At 58.8% G+C, this 18142-nt stretch carries 20 protein-coding genes, 1 tRNA gene and 1 pseudogene; 15 read left to right on the forward strand and 7 right to left on the reverse strand.

The window, feature by feature from the left end; all coding sequences use genetic code 11:
* Positions 1-3: 3 nt before the first annotated feature.
* Positions 4-1338, forward strand: coding sequence for an acetoin dehydrogenase dihydrolipoyllysine-residue acetyltransferase subunit (locus ACZ25R_RS08360; protein WP_472460696.1), 1335 nt, complete (start codon positions 4-6; stop codon positions 1336-1338).
* Here the strand turns inward: ACZ25R_RS08360 and ACZ25R_RS08365 are convergent.
* Complete coding sequence (locus tag ACZ25R_RS08365; RefSeq protein WP_288194650.1) at positions 1319-1969, reverse strand: hypothetical protein; 651 nt, start codon at positions 1967-1969, stop codon at positions 1319-1321. The two genes, ACZ25R_RS08360 and ACZ25R_RS08365, sit on opposite strands and share 20 nt — an antisense overlap.
* A 171-nt stretch (positions 1970-2140) precedes the next feature.
* Between ACZ25R_RS08365 and ACZ25R_RS08370 the strand changes: the two genes are divergently transcribed.
* From ACZ25R_RS08370 to ptsP, 5 genes and pseudogenes are all read left to right on the forward strand, one after another.
* Positions 2141-2575, forward strand: a complete 435-nt coding sequence (locus tag ACZ25R_RS08370) for a transcriptional regulator GutM (protein ID WP_223612649.1) — start codon at positions 2141-2143, stop codon at positions 2573-2575.
* Positions 2576-2630: 55 nt separating this feature from the next.
* On the forward strand, positions 2631-3389 hold the full coding sequence (gene srlA / locus ACZ25R_RS08375) for a PTS glucitol/sorbitol transporter subunit IIC (protein WP_223612650.1): 759 nt from the start codon (positions 2631-2633) through the stop codon (positions 3387-3389).
* 22 nt (positions 3390-3411) lie between these two features.
* The gene (gene srlE / locus ACZ25R_RS08380) at positions 3412-4428 is read left to right on the forward strand and encodes a PTS glucitol/sorbitol transporter subunit IIB (protein ID WP_223612651.1); all 1017 of its coding nucleotides are present in this window, start codon (positions 3412-3414) and stop codon (positions 4426-4428) included.
* Positions 4429-4457: 29 nt separating this feature from the next.
* Positions 4458-4835 (forward strand): PTS glucitol/sorbitol transporter subunit IIA, encoded by a 378-nt coding sequence (locus ACZ25R_RS08385; protein WP_472460697.1) that lies wholly within the window; start codon positions 4458-4460, stop codon positions 4833-4835.
* Positions 4836-4886: 51 nt separating this feature from the next.
* A pseudogene (gene ptsP, locus ACZ25R_RS08390) lies at positions 4887-6858 on the forward strand (phosphoenolpyruvate--protein phosphotransferase).
* On the opposite strand, the gene ACZ25R_RS08395 reads toward ptsP, so the two are convergent.
* Positions 6855-7616 (reverse strand): hypothetical protein, encoded by a 762-nt coding sequence (locus ACZ25R_RS08395; protein WP_472460698.1) that lies wholly within the window; start codon positions 7614-7616, stop codon positions 6855-6857. The pseudogene ptsP and the gene ACZ25R_RS08395 sit on opposite strands and share 4 nt — an antisense overlap.
* Positions 7617-7774: 158 nt before the next feature.
* On the opposite strand from ACZ25R_RS08395, the gene ACZ25R_RS08400 reads away from it, so the two are divergent.
* The 4 genes from ACZ25R_RS08400 (at position 7775) to ACZ25R_RS08415 (ending at position 10073) form a co-directional block, all read left to right on the forward strand.
* Positions 7775-8803, forward strand: a complete 1029-nt coding sequence (locus ACZ25R_RS08400; RefSeq protein WP_463012064.1) for a sugar-binding transcriptional regulator — start codon at positions 7775-7777, stop codon at positions 8801-8803.
* Between the two features lie 163 nt (positions 8804-8966).
* A tRNA-Ile gene (locus ACZ25R_RS08405) sits at positions 8967-9043 on the forward strand.
* Between the two features lie 65 nt (positions 9044-9108).
* Positions 9109-9705 (forward strand): DUF6538 domain-containing protein, encoded by a 597-nt coding sequence (locus tag ACZ25R_RS08410; protein ID WP_472460699.1) that lies wholly within the window; start codon positions 9109-9111, stop codon positions 9703-9705.
* Positions 9675-10073, forward strand: a complete 399-nt coding sequence (locus ACZ25R_RS08415) for a hypothetical protein (RefSeq protein WP_472460700.1) — start codon at positions 9675-9677, stop codon at positions 10071-10073. Before ACZ25R_RS08410 ends, ACZ25R_RS08415 begins: the two co-directional genes overlap by 31 nt.
* 195 nt (positions 10074-10268) lie before the next feature.
* Here ACZ25R_RS08415 and ACZ25R_RS08420 read toward each other — a convergent pair whose 3' ends face one another.
* Complete coding sequence (locus ACZ25R_RS08420) at positions 10269-11954, reverse strand: DUF262 domain-containing protein (RefSeq protein ID WP_472460701.1); 1686 nt, start codon at positions 11952-11954, stop codon at positions 10269-10271.
* A 398-nt stretch (positions 11955-12352) separates the two neighbouring features.
* On the opposite strand from ACZ25R_RS08420, the gene ACZ25R_RS08425 reads away from it, so the two are divergent.
* Positions 12353-12490, forward strand: a complete 138-nt coding sequence (locus ACZ25R_RS08425; protein ID WP_464661284.1) for a hypothetical protein — start codon at positions 12353-12355, stop codon at positions 12488-12490.
* 83 nt (positions 12491-12573) lie between these two features.
* On the opposite strand, the gene ACZ25R_RS08430 is transcribed toward ACZ25R_RS08425, so the two are convergent.
* On the reverse strand, positions 12574-12789 hold the full coding sequence (locus tag ACZ25R_RS08430) for a DUF4287 domain-containing protein (protein ID WP_223612656.1): 216 nt from the start codon (positions 12787-12789) through the stop codon (positions 12574-12576).
* 259 nt (positions 12790-13048) lie between these two features.
* Here ACZ25R_RS08430 and ACZ25R_RS08435 point away from each other — a divergent pair, with 259 nt between their 5' ends.
* Positions 13049-13690: a class I SAM-dependent methyltransferase gene (locus ACZ25R_RS08435; protein ID WP_472460702.1), complete on the forward strand. Its 642-nt coding sequence runs from the start codon at positions 13049-13051 to the stop codon at positions 13688-13690.
* A gap of 199 nt (positions 13691-13889) precedes the next feature.
* Here ACZ25R_RS08435 and ACZ25R_RS08440 read toward each other — a convergent pair whose 3' ends face one another.
* Together ACZ25R_RS08440 and ACZ25R_RS08445 are read right to left on the reverse strand one after the other, a co-directional pair.
* Positions 13890-15023, reverse strand: coding sequence for a porin (locus tag ACZ25R_RS08440; protein ID WP_464661281.1), 1134 nt, complete (start codon positions 15021-15023; stop codon positions 13890-13892).
* Between the two features lie 401 nt (positions 15024-15424).
* Positions 15425-15637: a hypothetical protein gene (locus tag ACZ25R_RS08445; protein WP_472460703.1), complete on the reverse strand. Its 213-nt coding sequence runs from the start codon at positions 15635-15637 to the stop codon at positions 15425-15427.
* A gap of 93 nt (positions 15638-15730) precedes the next feature.
* On the opposite strand from ACZ25R_RS08445, the gene ACZ25R_RS08450 reads away from it, so the two are divergent.
* A complete protein-coding gene (locus ACZ25R_RS08450; RefSeq protein ID WP_472460704.1) occupies positions 15731-16294 on the forward strand; it encodes a TetR/AcrR family transcriptional regulator in 564 nt (187 codons plus the stop codon).
* Positions 16295-16310: 16 nt separating this feature from the next.
* Here ACZ25R_RS08450 and ACZ25R_RS08455 read toward each other — a convergent pair whose 3' ends face one another.
* On the reverse strand, positions 16311-17066 hold the full coding sequence (locus tag ACZ25R_RS08455; protein WP_472460705.1) for a DeoR/GlpR family DNA-binding transcription regulator: 756 nt from the start codon (positions 17064-17066) through the stop codon (positions 16311-16313).
* Between the two features lie 88 nt (positions 17067-17154).
* On the opposite strand from ACZ25R_RS08455, the gene ACZ25R_RS08460 reads away from it, so the two are divergent.
* A complete protein-coding gene (locus ACZ25R_RS08460; protein ID WP_464661277.1) occupies positions 17155-17739 on the forward strand; it encodes an NUDIX domain-containing protein in 585 nt (194 codons plus the stop codon).
* Between the two features lie 26 nt (positions 17740-17765).
* Positions 17766-18140, forward strand: coding sequence for a DUF4406 domain-containing protein (locus ACZ25R_RS08465; RefSeq protein ID WP_223612663.1), 375 nt, complete (start codon positions 17766-17768; stop codon positions 18138-18140).
* The last annotated feature ends 2 nt before the right edge of the window (positions 18141-18142 follow it).

The following is an 18142-nucleotide window of genomic DNA, read 5'->3' on the forward strand; positions in this document are numbered from 1 at the left end:
CTCATGCCTACCGAAGTCATCCTGCCCAAGGTCGACATGGATATGGAGACCGGCCAGATCTCGCGCTGGTACGCCAAGGAAGGCGACAGCGTTTCCAAGGGCCAGCTGCTGTTCGAAATCGAGACCGACAAGGCTGCCATGGAAGTGGATGCGCCAGCCTCCGGCATCCTGCGTGACGTCAAGGCCGCGGAAGGCGCCGTCGTGCCCGTCGGCCAGTGCGTCGCGTGGATTTATGCGGAAGGCGAAACCTATGCCGCACCGGCAAACGAGCCGGATGTCGTGGAAACCGCCATCCCCAGCGCGCCGCTGGATGCCGCCATCGCCTCGCCGGTTGCCGTGGTTGCGGAAACCCTGCCTGTTGCAGCGGCTGCCGTAGCGGATGGTGTCCGCGCGACGCCATTGGCGCGGCGGATCGCAAGGGAAAGCGGGATCGACCTCACGTCCGTTGCGGGCTCCGGTCCCAAGGGCCGGATTCAGCGCAGGGACGTCGAAGCCAATGTTCCGCAGGCGCGGCCGGCGGCGGCTCAACCGGCTGTCACTGTTTCCGTGCAGGCCAGGACCGGTGAGGCGCCGCTGCATGCGGTCTGGCTGCGGCAGGGCAATGATGCGACGCTCGCGCCGCTGGTGCTGATCCACGGCTTCGGTTCCGATCTCAACAGCTGGCGGCCGATGCTGGCCGGGACAACGCTGGATAGCCCGATCCTGGCCATTGATCTGCCGGGGCATGGCGAATCACCGCGCGACATTCCGGCGGACATTGATTCCATTGCCGCGCTGGTGGAGCGGACGATTGCCGCCCATCATGCGGGGCCGGTCGTGGTGGCGGCGCATTCCTTCGGCGCGGCGATTGCGGCGAAGGTCGCAGCGCGCGGCAACCTCGATATCCGCGCCCTGACGCTGATCGCGCCAGCCGGGCTCGGTCCTGAGATCAACGGGGCGTTCCTGCAGGGGTTCGTCCGCGCAAGGGCGGAAGCCAGTCTCGTCGCCTGGATGAAACTGCTGGTGCAGGACGAGAGCCTCCTCACCAAATCCTTCGTCAAGGCAACGCTTGCCCAGTCGCAGGACGAAGGGTTGCGCGCGGCGCAAACGCTGGTGGCCGACCGCTTCTTTGCCGATGGCACGCAGGTCTTCGATATCCGCAGAAACCTTGCCGGGTTGGCCATGCCGGTCCGGGTGATTGTCGGCGCGGCAGACCGGATCATTCCGGCAACCCATGCCGCAGGCCTGCCCGGCGAGATCGCCGTCCATGTCTTTGCCGGGACGGGGCACATGCCTCAGCTGGAGCAACGGGAAAAAGTCGTGCGGATCCTGCGGGAAATCAGCCGGTCGGCGGGGTAGTCGCGGTCAGGCGGCTGCCGCCCTTCGACGCGACGAGGGCGCGCTGGATGGCGCTGCGGGCGGATGCCAGGTTGGGCATGACCCAGTTTGGCTCCGCACCGAGGAACTTGTCGAGAAAGGCCACGGCGTAGCCCGGCATTTCCGTGACATTTTCCTTGTAGGACCACCAGGTTCGCAGGTCGTTGGCGCAGCTGGCGATTTGCGGCGCCGTGCCGAATTCCTGTTCGTAGATGGCGGCAATCGTGCCGACGCAGAAGTTGGTGTAGAGAAACCCTTCCGGCCAGAAGGCGATGATATCGGCCATTTCGGTCGCGTCGGCATTGGTCTGCGGCGTATGCCCCTGGACCTTGGCGGGCGCCTCGGTGATGAGTTCCTTCAGCACCAGACCGGCGGCGAAGATGATGAAGTCCTTGCGGTCGATGCGGGCGAAGGATTTCTGCTGCTCGACGGTTTCGATCCAGTTGAGGAAAGCGGCGGTCAGCTTCGTTTCGTCAATGACAAAGCGATAGCCATAATGCTCGGCAATCAGCGCGACATTCTTGCGAAAGGCCATGCGGAACCAGCGCAGCCGCCGCAGGCGGTGGCGCAGGTCGGGCGTATTCACCAGCTCATCGCGAAACAGAAAATCCATGCCGTATCTCTCTGATCAGTTCCATCAATGTCTTACGCTTCAATGCAGAGGAAGCCAAGTTTTCAATGATACAGGAAATCATACATATTGACATTGCAAAAAACAAATGTTCTATATTTTTCCGTTCCGGCATAGCATATGTTTATGACTGGACAATGGGAGGTTGAAGACATGGCGATGTGGCAATGGGGATTGCTTGCCCTTGGAGTTCTCTGGGCTTTGCAGTCGCTGGGCGTCTGGTACCAGATGCGCCATTATGGCGATGTGATGAAGGGAATTACGTCGAAATACAACGACGGATATGTCGGTGCAGGCAATGTGCGCGGACGTTTCGGCAAAGGCGTCATCGCTCTCGTGGTGGTGACGCCGGATCTCGTGGTGCAGCGCTTCCTGGTGATGCGCGGCCGTTCGGTTTTCGCGAAGTTTGCGCGGCGGACCGAATTCGAGGGAATCACGCTGAACGCCCTGCGCGCCGATCCGCTCCTATCCGGCGTGGAAGACCCGGCCCTGGCCAAGGCAGCGGAGCGCGCCATCGAGCAGATCGATCGTGCGCGTGCCGAGCCGAAGCGGCCGGGCCTGGCAGGAATCAAGACAGTCAACGCATAGGGGCAAGCCCGGGGGTGGCCGTACCCAAGCAAATGGCCGATAAGGAGGAGGGAACATGTCAATTCTAACAATGTTGGCACAGCACGCCGACGTCACCATGCACCATCTGTCGGTGGCAGGGTCGATGGTCTCGGATGCTGCGCTGCACGGCAAACAGGCTATCCACCACGCGGGCAATGACCTCGTGGTGCTGGCGCAATCCAGCGGCGATATTTCCGTCGAGGAATTCAAGAACAAGCTGCAGAACGTGCAGAAGGAAGAGCAGCTCGGCTGGCTCACCAGCGCCGGTAAATATTTTATCGGTATTTTCCAGAAGGGCGGCGAAGTCTTTGCCGGTTTCGTCACCGGTATCATCCCGACGCTCGTCGTGCTGATGACCGCCTTCTACGCGCTGACCGAACTGGTCGGCGAAGAGCGTGTCCATGGCATCGCGCGCGGCGCGGGCCGTATCGCCCTGACCCGTTACACGGTGCTGCCATTGCTCTCCGTGTTCTTCCTGACCAATCCGATGGCCTATACGTTCGGCTCGTTCCTCGAGGAAAAGCACAAGCCGGCGTTTTATGATGCTGCCGTGTCCTATGTGCATCCGCCGCTCGGCCTGTTCCCGCATATCAATCCCGGCGAGTATTTCGTCTGGGGCGGCATTCTGGTGGCCCTGCTCGAACTGGAAAAGAAGGGTCTTGTTCCCGCCGGTTATCACATCCGGGTGGCGATCTGGTACGCCATTGTCGGTCTCGTGGTCATCCTCCTCAAAGGCATGCTGACCGAGCGCATCACCGCCATCATGGCGCGGCGCCAGGGCATCGAGCTTTAAGTCAGGGGTGGGGAGAAAAACAATGTCGAAGACCTATAAACCAGTCAAAATATCCAAGGGCTCCAACGGTTGGGGCGGCCCGTTGACCATCCAGCTGACACCGCAGCGCAACAAGGTTGTGTCCGTCACGGGCGGCGGGATTCATCCCGTGGCACGCCGGATCGCCGAACTCACCGGCGGTGAAGCCGTCGATGGCTTCAAGTCGCCGCCGGTCGAAGGCGAAATGGGCGTTGTCGTCGTCGATTGCGGCGGTACCGCACGCTGCGGCGTCTATCCGCGCAAGCGCATTCCAACCGTCAATCTGACGCCTGTCGGCCAGTCCGGCCCGCTGGCCCAGTTCATCACCGAGGACATCTATGTCTCCGGCGTCAAGGAAGCCAATATCGAGCTTGCCGACGGATCGCAGGAAGCCACGGTGGCGGGGGCGGCTGCCACGCCGACACCGGCCGAAATGGCCGCTGCCATGTCCAGCCGCACGGATACGGCATCGGACAACGGCGAGGGCGGCCTGATCGGGCTGATCAGTTCGGTTGGCCGGGTCATGGGCCGCGTCGTCGGCATTTTCTTCAATGCCGGCCGCCGCACGATCGATCAGGTCATCCGCAACGTCCTGCCGTTCATGGCCTTCGTGACCATGCTCATCGGCTTCATCCTCTACACGGGGATCGGCGATGTGCTGGCCCAGCCGATGGGTCCGCTGGCCAACAACATCGTCGGCCTTCTGATCATCTCGGCCATTTGCGGCCTGCCGTTCCTGTCACCCATCCTGGGACCGGGCGCGGTGATTGCCCAGGTCATCGGCGTGGCCATCATCGGTCCGCAGATCGCCAATGGCACGATTTCGCCGGCAATGGCCCTGCCTGCGCTGTTTGCCTACAACACGCAGGTTGGTTGTGATTTCGTGCCGGTCGGACTGGCGCTGGGTGAAGCCAAGCCCAAGACGATCGAGATCGGTGTCCCGGCGGTTCTGATCAGCCGCCAGATCATGGGTCCCGTCTCGGTGCTGATCGCCTGGGTTGTCAGCCTGATCGTATTCTAAACCCGATTAACAAGAAGAGGTTCGCCATCATGTCAGTTCTTTTGAAAACACGGGTAACAGCCGTGGGTCCCGAGGTGGCGGACCTCGCAGAGGGAGGCGTTGTCATCCTGTTTGCCGATGGCGCGCCGCCGGAACTTGCCGAAGTTTCGATCCTGCATCTGGTCGACGGCACGCCGTCGGAAGCAACGCCGCCGGTCGGTTCGGTGATCCGCATCGGCGATCTCTCGGCCAGGATAACCGGCATCGGCGACTATGCCTGGCAGAAAGTCCGGGACATCGGCCATGTTGTCATCACATTCAACGGGTCCGATCATGTTGACCGTCCCGGTGAAATCTGTGCATCGGAAGTGGATACCGGCGAACTGGTTTCAACCCTCAAGGTGGGTGCGACCATCACCATCGGATAGGGTTCAGGACTGACAGGCCGAAACAGAACGAAATACCAAAGAGAGTAAAGCATGGAACGCTCGACGATTGTGCGGGTGCATGACGGATTGCATGCGCGGCCAGCCACCCGGTTTGTCAAACTCGCCAAGAGTTTCGAATCGGATATCGAGCTGGTCAAGGATGACAGGTCGGTCAGCGCCAAGAGTTCGGTCAAACTCATGCTGCTTGGCGTCAAGGAAAACGAGGAAATCACCGTCCGCGCAACCGGCGCCGATGCCATCGAAGCCATCGAGGCGCTGATCGGCTACCTCGAAAACCCGCATGCGGGGATCGAAGATGACGGCGCGGTCCAGCCGCCGAAGCCGGATGCGGGGGAAGCCCGCCGCGAACAGGCCTGCGCATGGTCCTGCCGCCGATGGTGCCCTGCGCGGTGTCGCTGCAAGCGAAGGCGTGGCCGTCGGCCCCGTCTACGGGTTTTTTCCCGCAGAGATCAAGCATGAGAACCGCCCGCTGGCGGCCAACGCCATTGCCGACGAGGTTTTGCGGCTGAAGCAGGCCATTGCCACCGTACAGAAGCGCATGGACGCCTCGCTGTCGGAAGCGGGATTGGCGGATAGTGACCGCGGTATTGTCGCGGCGCTGAAGGATATCGCCAATGACGACGAACTGACCGGCGGGGCGATTGCCATTGTTGAAGGCGGGATCGACGCGGTTTCGGCAGTGATCGGGGCGACATCGAAGATCGCCTCCGATTTCGCCACCATGGACGATCCCTATCTCAACGCCCGCGCCGACGATGTGAATGCGGTCGGTCGGCAGATATGCCTGGCCCTGCTGGGGCAGGAAGACGTCAACCTTGACACCATCGCCGAGGGTTCGATCCTGGTTGCCGAGGATATCGGCGCCTGGGATCTCGCCCGCGCGCCGTTGAAGCGCATTGCCGGGGTGATCTGCGGCCATGGCGGTGCCACCTCGCATGTCGCCATCATCGCCCGTGCCCATGGCATTCCCGCGGTGCTTGGCCTTGGCCGCGCCGTGCTCGATTTGAAGGACGCCAGGACCGTTGCGCTCGACGGCGACAGCGGTGCGGTTTTCGCCGATCCAGATACGGCTGTCGCCGATCGTTTTCAGGCGGCCATTGCCAAGGCTGAAGAGGAAAAGCGCGCGCTGACCGCCTATAAGGACGTTACGCCCCGGCGCGCCGACGGCACGGTCATCGACATTGCCGCCAATATCGGTTCGCTCGAGGAAATCGATGCGGCGAAGGAAGCGGGCGCCATGGGCGTCGGCCTGTTCCGCACCGAACTCCTGTTCATGCGGCATATCCACCTGCCGTCGGAAGATCTGCAGGCGGAAACCTATTCCAGCCTCGCCAAGGCCTTTGCGCCGCACACGGTGATCGTGCGGACGCTCGACATCGGCGGCGACAAGCCGATCGCCGGGGTCGACTTTCCCGATGAGGAAAACCCGTTCCTCGGCTGGCGCGGCATCCGCATGTGCCTGGACCGGCCGGATATCTTCAAGCCGCAACTGCGGGCGCTGCTGCGCGCCGCCGTCCACGGCAACATCAAGGTGATGCTGCCGATGATTTCGGGCGTCGGCGAGGTGCAGGCAACGAAGGCGCTGATCGAGGAGTGCGCGGGAGAACTGGCCGCCGCAGGCACGCCATTTGCGCATTTCGATCTCGGTGTGATGATCGAGACACCGGCCGCCGTGCTGATTGCCCCGGCACTGGCCAGGGAAGTCGCGTTCTTTTCCATCGGCACCAACGACCTGACGCAGTACATCATGGCCGCCGACCGGCTCAACCCGACGGTGGCCAAGCTCAATGACGTGACCCACCCCGCCGTCATGGCCGCCATTGAACTGACGGCAAAAGCCGGGGTCGATGCGGGCATCATGGTCGGGATGTGCGGTGAAGCCGCCGGACGCCCGGACCTGATCCCGGCTTTCATCGCCATGGGGCTGACCGAGCTGAGCATGAGCCCGTCATCGATCCAGCGCGCCAAGAAGTGCGTTCTGGACGGCTCTAAAAACGCTTAAGGCAGGACCGGAATCAGGAAGGCGAAAAGACCGGACAGCGCATCCGTCCGGTTTTTGCCCTGCGTGGCCTCGATGAGGCTGGTGTGGCGGGCTTTCAGTGCCAGCAGCGCACTCTCCACCAGCTTTTCGTCGCCCGGCTCTTCATTGTCGCTGTAGCTGGCAAGGCCGATGGCAAGCGCAATGGCGGAGAAGCACAGGAACCGGGTTGCCATGTCCGGGCCGTTGTCACCCGGCATATGCGGCGGCAGCGGCTGGGCCTGGTGGCTGGACTGCAGTTCAAAGGTCAGGACCGCGCAGGCGTCCGATATCTCGGTCAAGCCGTTCGTGCGGGTTGCCGCCTTGATCCGGTCGGCATGCCGGCGAATCATGATCGCATGGACGGAGGCAAAGGTCGCCTCGTGAACCACCGGGTTTTCACTGCCGAGAACGGTAAAGATACGTTTCGCCAGATAATAGACATCGCGGCGGAACAAGGCTTCGCCCTTGGCGCTGTCGGCGGGAAAATAGGCATGCAGGCTGCGCGCCTCGATGGTGGCCGAATGGGCCTTCGGGTCCTGCGACACCAGCGAAATCGAGATTTTTTCGGCCACGGTCAGCGCCTTGTCGACGACGCGGGCGGCATGACCCAGCAAAGCTTCCGGACCTTCAGGGGCGGCCGTCCTGATCTTGTCGCTGCGGCTGGCCCGGATCATGTGCCGGACATCGCGCAACCGGTCCTTGAGGCCGACGACGATCTCGTTTGAAATATCCCTGATCATGTGGCAGACCTCGACTTGCAAAGTGGATAATGCTTTGTATCTGCTTTTGGTGACTTGCTAAACAATATTCTGCCGGAGTGTACTGTGCACGGCGTTGTTTTGTCAGCACACAAATCTGGCACCGGCAGGAAACGGATACGAGCAATAGGGGGTGTAAAGTGACCGATCGACGCAAGCGGGCGACTAGCGCGCCGAACACTCCGAAAAAGGCACCCCTGGATATCGGGCAGCCCGATACGAAAATCAGCCGCATGCGCATGCGCGCCGCCTGGATGTATTACATCGAGCAGATGACCCAGAACGAGATTGCCGAAGTGCTCGGCGTCGGCCGCGTGACCATCGTGCGCATGCTGGCCGAGGCGCGCGCCCGCAACGAGGTCAAGATCGGCATCCAGGGCTATCTGTCGGACCTGATTGCGCTGGAGCGGCAGGTCGAACAGCAGTTCGGGCTGGAGAAGGTGATCATCGCCCCGTTGTCGCAGGCCGACAACGATCCGATACCCGCCATCAGTGCCGCCACCGGCGATTATCTCTCGGGCGTGGTGGCCAACGGCATGCGCATCGGCGTCGGCTGGGGGCGTACCCTGCTCAGCACGCTGTCCTATCTGGAAGCGCGCGCGCTTGACGATTTTACCGTGATTTCGCTGCTTGGCGGCATCAGCCAGCCGCGCCGCTTCAACCCGGCGGAATTCGCCTGGCAGTTCGCCCAGCTGTTTCAGGGCAACGGCTATCTCATTCCGGCCCCGGCGCTGGTGGACAGCGTCGAGACCCGAACGGCGCTGATCGAGCGCTGCGGCCTGAAGAGCGTGTTCGAGATGGCCGAGGATCTCGACCTCGTGCTGCTCAGCGTCGGCGCCATCGAAACGGCATCCAGCACGCCCTACCGCATCGGCTTCCTCAATGAGGAACACCAGTCATCCCTGGCCGAACGCGGCGCGGTCGGCGATATCCTGTTCCACTTCTACGACCAGCAGGGGCGCCTCGTCGATCACCCGATTCATGATCTCGTCATGTCGGTGGGCATCGAGACCCTGCAGAAGGTTCCGGTGCGCGTTTTGACATCCGGCGGCAAGGAAAAGATCAACGCCCTGCTTGGCGCGATGAAACTGATCCGCCCGACGGTTTTCATCACCGACGAGGAAAGCGCGCGCCAGCTGCTGGTGCTGGCCGGGCAGGAACAGCGCTGACCCGTCCGCGCAAGCGCATGAAAATCCACAGGAGTTGTGGATTTTCAGCCCGAAATTGCCCTATCGGGCGATGAGATCAAATCGGGCATTGCATTCGTGATTTTTCCCGCTATTGATCGCGGGGAAGACGGGCGGCAGCCATAGGGTTTGCCGCTTTCAGGTGGGGCCTGTAGCTCAATTGGTTAGAGCCGGCGGCTCATAACCGCTTGGTTGGGGGTTCGAGTCCCTCCGGGCCCACCATTCTTTTTAAAATCAAAGGCTTAGGAAGCGTAATTTCTTGGTGAGACATCCAAGGGAGACATCGCTTGTTCAATCCGGCCTATCTCGTGAAGTCACCACACGGTATCTTCTATTTGCGTTGGCCGATACCGAAGCAGCTACATCCGCAGAAAAAAGCTTCGACGCTCAAACTTTCTCTACAGACCCGCAATCCACGAAAAGCATTGCGCTTGTCCCGTTCGTTGAGCCAGATAGGCGCAAGTTTGAACGAACACGGAATTGAATACAGAATGCGGTACGACGAACTACGGGCTTTGCTTACAAACCATTTTCGAGAGTTTCTTGAACAAGCTAAAACTGAGATGGACGCTACGGGCCCGCTGAGCGAATTTGAACGACAGGTTCACCAGACAAGCAAGCGGATTGCCAAACAGGCGAGCAAAACAGATACGCCGCTTTCCTTCGTGAAATCAGACGACGACTTGCTCGCTCGCTTCATCGACAAGTACGCTCTTGAGATCCAGAAGGGCAGTGTCCAATACAGTTGGTTGGGCCGGGAGTTGAAAAACTCCTACCGTGACTATCTGAAGGCGGTTTTGGCGTATGACAAGTCACTACAGAGCTACGACTTCGAAGACAACAGACACCTCTCATGGGTGAGCCTGTCAAGGTTGCGAAGCTAGCAGGAATGTCGATTGCCGAAGTCGCCGCTGCCTACACTAAGGAAAGGCAAGTCGGGAAAGCGTGGGCGGCAAAGACCACCATTGAAAAGGCTGACCATATTAGGCTCTTGGAAGAAATACTTGGAAGCGACACTGACGTTCGGAGGCTTACGGCGACAGAAGCAAAGCAGGTTAAGGACACATTGCTTGCTTATCCACGCAATCGGGCCAAGAACCCGCTCACCCGAGGCAAGCCACTTGCTACGGTACTGGGCGTCCCGAACGTTGAAAGGATATCCCCTGCCGCTGGCCGGGTTCAAGTAATTCACGGCTTTAAGAGGATGGTGGACGCTCTCTCACCGCCCATACTATCTCAACCCATAATGTAACGCCGTTCCAGATACGCGATAACCTCTCTCGAAGAACTGCAAGATCCCAGACAGAGTTTGAAAGCAAATTAAGTATCTATGTGGTGGCATGAGATGGGATTTCCGGAATATGTCAATCGGATGCGTTGCATACCAAGACTGCGCCCAAACGGGAGACCGTGTTCCGCCGTTGTTCCAGTGCTGTACTATTGATGGTTATCGCCATTCGTTGAGTACAAACTGATGGATTTCGTGGGTGCGCGATGACACCGCCCCTCCGTCCCAAGCGCCGTGCTCTTCAATCGCTCGAGCCACAGCAATAGTCCCAAGAAGGCCGGAAGTAAGATAGGTTTCAGCCTTTAACGTGGGCTCCAGCGCCTGTAGTGACGAGTTCACGCGAGGCGGCAGCATTGTAAGGTTGCCAAGTTCATGCGTGTAGCCAACGCCAGCGCTTTGAGGCGTAATATGTTCGATTGATCGGGCGGGTTCATCAAGCCAAATTTTGTTCCACTGATGCACGCTTAATGGCTGGCCCGCAGCTTGCGCTAAGTGTTCGTCGTAACGAAAAAGGAGGTAACGGAGCTCCTCTGTCCAGCCCTCATAGCAGTTCGACCAGAAGTCCAGGCCCGAAACTAGCGCATCTATTTCGTAGTCGCTTCCAATTGCTGCAAGTTCAGCTTCAATTTCCTCAGGAGCTAGTTGCTGTGAATAGATGCGGTAACCAAGTTCAACATACTCTCCGACCTTATGTCGTGCATCGGCCCCGCCCAAACCGAAGATGCGGAAGGTGAGGCGTTCCCATTTTCCTAGTAGGTGGTGCTCAGTTTTTGGATCGAACTTTCGTAACAAGATTGCTGTGGCGACAAAGCGAGCATGCAATATTCGGGTAACCGCCCTTAGCCGCATGTTCTCGTTGAGCTTGCCCACAGCTTCAACGGCAGATTTCAAATCTGCCCCAACAGACGCAATCGTGTTGATCTTAGTGCTTGCCTCCTTGATTAGTTCAACAACTGCGTCCTCCTGTCCGAGAATGCGCCTTGGCTGCCACGCAAGTGACCACGTGCCAGTAAAGCGAAGTGCTTCATCTCCTAGGTCTCCCCGTTGCCCGAGTGTGCGGTATATGTCTCGCCAATATCCTTGCATCTCCTGTACAGCTTCTGGTCTCGATGCTTCATCAACATGCTCGAATAGGAGAGCCATCAGTTGGCTTTTTAGTTTGTCGATCCATTTCACATCAAGGCCACGGCTGTTCAGGACTTCGAACACCCTGTACACCGTAGCCTCGTCCGGTATCTCGTGATAAATGAGCGATAGTTGATTTCGTATGATAGCAACAAGCTCAATGAGCGAGCCGGATTGCTTCCAATCTTCCACGAACGCTTCGCATTCAACGGTCGCATCGACAACGTTCATATCAGCTGCGGTGTTTGCTTGATCGCGGTTTACATTGCCTTTTCGTATATAGTTTGGGAATACATTGCTGCTGTCATGATTAGTTTGAAGCAGCACGAGTGAGTGTTCATCATCTTTAACAAGCAGTTCAGATATCTCTCTCTTTATCCTCAGTTCAGATCGGTCATTCGCATCAAGGGCTTTTTCAATGGCTTTCAAGAGGATTACCAACGTAGTGATACGCTGTTGACCGTCAACGATCTCCACAGTTGTAAACTCGTCTGCACCGATTAAGCGCTTGTCACGTCCAAGAGCGACTACTGTCGCCATAAAGTGCTCTCTCCCAGTATGTTTGACACCCAGAATGTCATTGAAAAGATCAGTTCTTTGGCGTGAGCCCCAAGCGTAGGCGCGTTGATACTCTGGTATGCGGAAGAGCCGACCGGTCAGGAGCGAAGAAATCTTCAAATGCTTGGGGCTTAAGTTCATAGGGAGTGGGGAGGGCTGCATAGATTTCCTCTGCGCTTGGCGTGAATGAGCATTGGTTGCAGCTGGCGTTTTAAACCGCTAGGGGATGCATCCGTATTCCACAGGTACTTGCGTGGCCTATACGCAGCAAAGTCTTGCGCCTATTTGAACTTGGGAGTAATTGGTACATCGAAGTGGGACATTGTGTACCACTCTCTGCCTCGAAATGCTTAGGTACTGGGCCTCTGACAGTATGGTAGGCGCTCCCTCCGGGCCCACCATTCTTCCAAATCATGCAACAAAATCAATATATTCATGCCGCGCGCTTCGATTGGCCTGGCGGTTGGCCATCACTCTTTGTTGCAGTCATGATTTTGGCCGGCATCGCTGCTATCATGGCTCGGGCCGGGCTTTGACGGCAACGAGGAGGCGCTGGCGGAATGGTGCAAATATTGGAAGAAAGCTGGATTCTGATTATTGTCATTCTGGCCGCCGTTCTGACGACGGGTCTGGTCTTGACGGTGAAGAAACTGGAACGCGACGATAAGCGCTGGCCGCGCAAAGGCCCGGATAAATAGGCAGCAATCGCCGCCCGGATCGCAAGCGCCTCGCTGCCCTTCGGGTGGAGGCGCTTCGATAGGCTGGCCGGGCAATGGCGCAATCAGCTTCCGGTCTGGGCCCGAAAATGCGCAACCAGGGCGTTGGCGTGCCCGTGCCCCATATTGTGCTGGGTTTTCAGGACGGCGACCATCGCCATATGTTTCTGATCCGGCACGCCTGCCAAAACCGTCAACCAGTGGTCGATGGGTTTGCCATAGGTCTTTTCGATGGATGGAAAATAGGAAGCGGGTCCTTTTACCGTGTTGTCTCCAGTCATCGCGTGATCTCCCTGTTCGCCTGTCATGGATATAGCCACAGGACGAACGGCACGGCCCCATTCCGACACTGTTGCAAACTTTTTGTGCCATTCCCGCCCTGTTCAATCAATGGCGCGTGCCTTGAACAACGGCAAATGTGCGTTAGAACTGAAGACGTCAGGAGAAACGCCGGCTATTGCGTTCGGATCAAACCCGGAATGGACTGCATGCAACCTGCTATCGACCCGTTCCCGCATGTGAAAGGCAGAGGAATCCGCCATGAGCACAGCCAGTGATGCCCGTTTCTGGGACCGGACGTCGCGCAAATATGCCAGGGGTGCGATTGCTGACCCGGCCGGCTATGAGCGCACGCTGGAGCAGACCCGCGCGCTGTTGGCACCGCACGGCCGGGTGCTCGAACTCGGCTGCGGAACGGGAACAACGGCGCTCCGGCTGGCGGGCGATGTGCAAAGCTATCTTGCCGTGGATATTTCCGCGGGCATGATCGCCATTGCCGGGGAGAAACAGACCGCCGGCCCCGCCATCCCGGCGCTTGCCTTCCGCACGGCGACCGCCGAGGATTTGGCGCCCGGCGTGGAAGAATTCGACGCGATCCTCGGATTCAACTATCTGCATCTGGTCCGTGACCTGCCCGGTACGCTGCGCCGCATCCACGCCCTGCTTGCGGCGGAGGGCCTGTTCATTTCCAAGACACCCTGCGTCGGTGAGATGAACCCGCTCATCCGGCTCGCCCTGTTGCCCGCAATGCGCGCATTGCGGCTGGCACCCTATGCGGGCGTGTTCCGCGCTGCGGAGCTGGCTGAGCTCATATCTGCCGCGGGCTTCGACATTCTCGCCGCCGAAAACCACGCAACGGGAGGCAACGACAACCGGCCCTATATCGTAGCGCGCAAGCGATGACGGCAATCTCCGCCAAACGCCAAAAAACGGCGGGCTTGCGGCCCACCGTTCCAAGGTAATGACGTGACTGGAGATCTCATCATCGAGACCCGGACATGCAGTCCTTCTACATGGCCAGGTACAATTGATAAATGCTTTTTGGGCCGTGGCCGTATAACCCGGGGGCGAGCCCCCGGGGATCTCTCCAAATCGCAGCGGATTAGAAGTTGCGCTGGAAGCGGATCATGCCGCCGAACGCATCGTCGTTGCCGCCATTGGCGATCGAGGCAGCTTTACGCAGGCCATCGAACTTGGTGTATGTGACTTCCGGAGTGATCGTGAAGCCAGGAACCAGTTCGTAAGCAAGGTTCAAAGTACCCGAGTATGTGCCTTCGGATTCGTAAGCGAGCTGTGCGTTGACGGTTGCCTTGTCGGAAACCTTGGCGGACAGGCCACCCCAAACAGCCCAGTCACCGGTCCATGTACCGAACCAGTTCTGGTTCCTGCCGGAGTCATCAAAGTTCGACTGATAGCCGCCCATGACGAATGCCTTGACAGTGTCGGTGAACTTCACGTCCAAACGGAGCTTGCCAGCCCATTCTTCGATAACGGAGTCATAACCGACGACGCCCGAAATACCGCCCCAAGCCTGTTCATACTTCGCACCGGCGAGAACATGCGGCATGTAATCGTCGATCTGGTAGGACCGGACGGTTCCTGCAATCGGAAGGCCCGTTACAGGATCAATGGCGGCATAGCCGCCCGAACCCTGTTCAGCAGCGATGATTGCCGAGAAGCCGTTGCCAGCTGTGAAAGTGTAGCTGACCTGGTTGGACTGACCGGACTGGTAGTTGATCACGTCGTCGTTCAGCACGTCGCCGGCATAACCGGTCCACGAACCGAAGACTTCATCCGTCGTACCGATGCGGAAGCCGCCGAGTTCGATATAGGCGTGAGGAATCGACGCGCCCTTGTTGACGCCGTTGTCGTAGTTGAACTGTGTTTCAATGTACGAACGCAGCGTGCCGAGTTCGGTTTCCGAACGGGCATCGAAACGCACGACAGCGCGCGAGCGCTTGAAATAGGTGCCATCGCCATTGGGATCGCTACCATTATTCACGTGACCGCCGGAGTACACGTCATCGCCGCCCTTGGCGTCGTAACGGACATAGCCGCCGATCTTCAGGCAGGTCTCGGTGCCTGGAATGTAGAAGAAGCCTTTGCCGTATGCATCGCAAACGCGAACATATTCGACAGCTTCCGGCTCGGCGACAACAACTGCGTCAGCAGCGCGGGCGCCGGATACTGCAACGAGAGCTGCAGCTGAGCCCAGTAGAATACTTCTGATAGTCATATTGGTCCCCCAAAAGGTCTTGATTGACCTATACTGCTTAGTGCAGTTTTACCGAGGACAGCAACTGCCAACTCCAAGTTGTATAACGGTTGGACTCGCGTCGTTGCAATTATGTCACAAATTTGACGTCAATTCATTGGTTGCAACATTAAACCATTGTAAAATAAATGGAAATAATTGGTGGTATTTGATGATTCCGTCAAAACTATCGCTTATCACCGATATATCTGACCGAATCACGATATATTCGGTTTCATATTACAACTTATAATGGCGTATAAAACTAAGAATATACTTTGTCCTTGTATTTTACCCGGTATAAATTCGGGAAAAACTTGGGGGATAAGGCTTTGCGGCTTGGCTTGTGGCCTTTCCGGACAATTCTGGTTTCTTCTTGCTACTCAGTCCTCGCCGCACTGCCATCCCCGCAGAAGATCGAATGGTTCCAGGCCGTCCCAGCCTTGCGGCATCCTCGTCTCCGGCTTGCGCCCGCCAAGGCTGCGCAGGGCGGAATAGCCGCTGAGATCAAGCAATCGTTGCCACAACCGGGGAGCAGGAGAAGGTGTGAAGGCCGCTTCACTCCCGGTCAATTTGAGTTCGCGCTGGTCAGGCATCGGCATTCTCCCGGATTGTGCCATACGTTCTATGGCAATCGCCATAGAACGTAGCACTAGACCGATCGCCATACAACATGCATAATACGGCCCATGCCACGTCCATCAGATGCAAAGACCCGCTTTATCGATACTGCCGTCGTCCTGTTCCAGGCGCACGGCTATCACGGTGTGGGATTGACCGAGATCATCGCCAAGGCAAAGGCTCCGAAGGGATCCTTCTATTTCCACTTTCCCGGCGGCAAGGAAGAACTGGCCGAGCACGCGGTGCGCAGTGCCGGCGGCTACATCATTCACGTCCTGAACAAGAGTTTTCGCGATGCGCCGACGTTCCGGGCCGGGGCGGAACTGATGATCGCGCGTCTCTACGATTCATTCGAGGCCTCCGGCTGGACCCTCGGCTGTCCCATCACAAGCGTGCTTCTGGATACCACGCCAAAATCCGAGCGGTTGTCGCTGGCGATCAAGGACGTCATGGAAGGCTGGATCAGCAGTTTCGCCGAACAGATCGCGCGGTTCCACCCTGACAAGGACGCACGGGCATTCGCCATGAAAATTCTGGTGTCGCTGGAAGGTGCCTGGATATTGGCGCGGATGCTGCGCTCGCGCGAGCCGTTTGACCAGGTGATGAACGTCATTGCCTTGAACGAGGAATAGCGTCCGGTTGGCCGTTCTAGGCCACCGTCACGCTCACCCCGGCCGCACGATAGGCCGCCATGGTTTCGTCCCTTGTGCCGCGTTCGATGATCAATCCCTGAACGCCGTTCAGCGGCACCACCACGTAAGGCGATGCGGCCCCCAGTTTTTCGGAAGAGGCGAGAACGATGGTTTCCGCCGCATGGCGGGATAGTGCCCGCTTGATGACAGCTTCTTCGGAATCGCCTGTCGTCAGGCCGATTTCCGGGTGAATGCCGGTAACGCCCATAAAATAGATGTCGGCGCGGTATCGGGCGATGGATTCGATGGCCGATGCACCCACGGCGACGACAGAATGCTTGAACAGCCGCCCGCCGATCATCTCCACCGTCATGCCGGGATGCGCAACGAGCTCGACGGCGATGCTGGGGCTGTGGGTGACGATGGTTGCCTCGAGCCCCGGCGGCAAATGGCGGACGAGCTGCACGGCCGTCGTGCCGCCGTCGACGAACACAACTTGTCCCGGCCGGATCATGGCTGCCGCGGCGCGGCCGATGGCTTTCTTTCCATCGGTGGCAATGGCCTGGCGTCCCGAAAAATCGGCAAGGGCAGGCGAGGCGGGCAGAGCGCCGCCATGCACCCGCTGCAGCAGTCCCTCCGCCGCCAGCTCGCGCAGATCCCGGCGGATCGTATCTTCCGACAGGTTGAGTTGCTCGCTCAGGGTCTTGGCGACGACCTGTCCTGTATCCTTCAGAACCGCGAGAATATGCGCCTTGCGCTGTTGGGTCAGCATGTGGTCCTCAAAATATTACACGATATTTCTTGACTCTGCACGAAGTTGCACGTTTTATCAAGCCAATCCTATCCCATGGTGGTGCCCAATGACCAAGCTTGCCGACCGTGTCCGTGTCCGGACCGTGAAAATTCTTGCCGATGACTGGTTCGTGCTGAAAAAGACGACATTCGATTATCTGCGCCGCGATGGCACGTGGCAGACGCAGAACCGGGAAACCTATGATCGCGGCAATGGCGCGGTGATCCTGCTCTATGACAGGGCGCGGCGCACGGTCATCCTGACGCGCCAGTTCCGCTACCCCGCCTTCGTCAATGGCTGCAGCGAGCTGTTGATCGAGGCACCTGCCGGGCTGCTCGACAATATCTCGCCGGAGGAGCGCATCCGCAAGGAAGCGGAGGAGGAGACCGGCTATCGCGTGCAGCATGTGCGCAAAGTCTTCGAAGCCTTCATGAGTCCGGGGTCGGTGACCGAAAAGCTCTACTTCTTTGTCGGGGAATACGCTTCGTCGGACCAGGTTTCGGATGGCGGCGGCGAAGCAGCCGAGGGTGAGGATATCGATGTCCTCGAACTGCCCTTTGCCCAGGCATTGGCCATGATCGGCAGCGGCGCCATTCAGGACGGCAAGACAATCATGCTGCTGCAGCACGCCGCCCTGCACATTTTCGCTTGATCCTCACAACACATACGGAGAAGAACATGCTTATTCTGATCGCCGGGCCATACCGGTCCGGAACCAATGACGATGCCGGCAAGATGGCTGACAATCTCAAGCGGCTGGAGGAGGTGTCCTGGCCGCTGTTTCAGGCCGGACATCTGCCGATGATCGGCGAATGGGTGGCCTTGCCCGTATGGCATGCGGCGGGCGGCAAGACGATCGGCGATGCGCTCTACGACCAGATATTCCATCCGGCGGCCGGGCGGCTGATCGCGCTGTGCGATGCGATCCTGCGCCTGCCCGGCGATTCAAAGGGGGCGGACAATGATGTCCGCCTTGCCAATGAGCGGGGTATCCCGGTCTATTATCGGCTGGAGGACGTGCCGGGCTGCGGGGCTTTGGCGGCCCCGCACTGAGT

The organism is Phyllobacterium sp. RCAM01083, from assembly GCF_055685835.1.

Excerpts from the sequence above, each read along its gene's own strand:
- ACZ25R_RS08430 (WP_223612656.1), bottom strand. The coding sequence starts at position 12,789 with ATGACTGGAGACAACACGGTAAAAGGACCCGCTTCCTATTTTCCATCC.
- ACZ25R_RS08440 (WP_464661281.1), bottom strand. The coding sequence starts at position 15,023 with ATGACTATCAGAAGTATTCTACTGGGCTCAGCTGCAGCTCTCGTTGCA.
- srlA (WP_223612650.1), top strand. The coding sequence starts at position 2,631 with ATGTCAATTCTAACAATGTTGGCACAGCACGCCGACGTCACCATGCAC.
- ACZ25R_RS08450 (WP_472460704.1), top strand. The coding sequence starts at position 15,731 with ATGCCACGTCCATCAGATGCAAAGACCCGCTTTATCGATACTGCCGTC.
- ACZ25R_RS08385 (WP_472460697.1), top strand. The coding sequence starts at position 4,458 with ATGTCAGTTCTTTTGAAAACACGGGTAACAGCCGTGGGTCCCGAGGTG.
- ACZ25R_RS08455 (WP_472460705.1), bottom strand. The coding sequence starts at position 17,066 with ATGCTGACCCAACAGCGCAAGGCGCATATTCTCGCGGTTCTGAAGGAT.
- ACZ25R_RS08365 (WP_288194650.1), bottom strand. The coding sequence starts at position 1,969 with ATGGATTTTCTGTTTCGCGATGAGCTGGTGAATACGCCCGACCTGCGC.
- ACZ25R_RS08425 (WP_464661284.1), top strand. The coding sequence starts at position 12,353 with ATGGTGCAAATATTGGAAGAAAGCTGGATTCTGATTATTGTCATTCTG.
- ACZ25R_RS08420 (WP_472460701.1), bottom strand. The coding sequence starts at position 11,954 with ATGCAGCCCTCCCCACTCCCTATGAACTTAAGCCCCAAGCATTTGAAG.
- srlE (WP_223612651.1), top strand. The coding sequence starts at position 3,412 with ATGTCGAAGACCTATAAACCAGTCAAAATATCCAAGGGCTCCAACGGT.
- ACZ25R_RS08395 (WP_472460698.1), bottom strand. The coding sequence starts at position 7,616 with ATGATCAGGGATATTTCAAACGAGATCGTCGTCGGCCTCAAGGACCGG.
- ACZ25R_RS08435 (WP_472460702.1), top strand. The coding sequence starts at position 13,049 with ATGAGCACAGCCAGTGATGCCCGTTTCTGGGACCGGACGTCGCGCAAA.
- ACZ25R_RS08465 (WP_223612663.1), top strand. The coding sequence starts at position 17,766 with ATGCTTATTCTGATCGCCGGGCCATACCGGTCCGGAACCAATGACGAT.
- ACZ25R_RS08360 (WP_472460696.1), top strand. The coding sequence starts at position 4 with ATGCCTACCGAAGTCATCCTGCCCAAGGTCGACATGGATATGGAGACC.
- ACZ25R_RS08415 (WP_472460700.1), top strand. The coding sequence starts at position 9,675 with ATGGGTGAGCCTGTCAAGGTTGCGAAGCTAGCAGGAATGTCGATTGCC.
- ACZ25R_RS08460 (WP_464661277.1), top strand. The coding sequence starts at position 17,155 with ATGACCAAGCTTGCCGACCGTGTCCGTGTCCGGACCGTGAAAATTCTT.
- ACZ25R_RS08370 (WP_223612649.1), top strand. The coding sequence starts at position 2,141 with ATGGCGATGTGGCAATGGGGATTGCTTGCCCTTGGAGTTCTCTGGGCT.
- ACZ25R_RS08445 (WP_472460703.1), bottom strand. The coding sequence starts at position 15,637 with ATGCCTGACCAGCGCGAACTCAAATTGACCGGGAGTGAAGCGGCCTTC.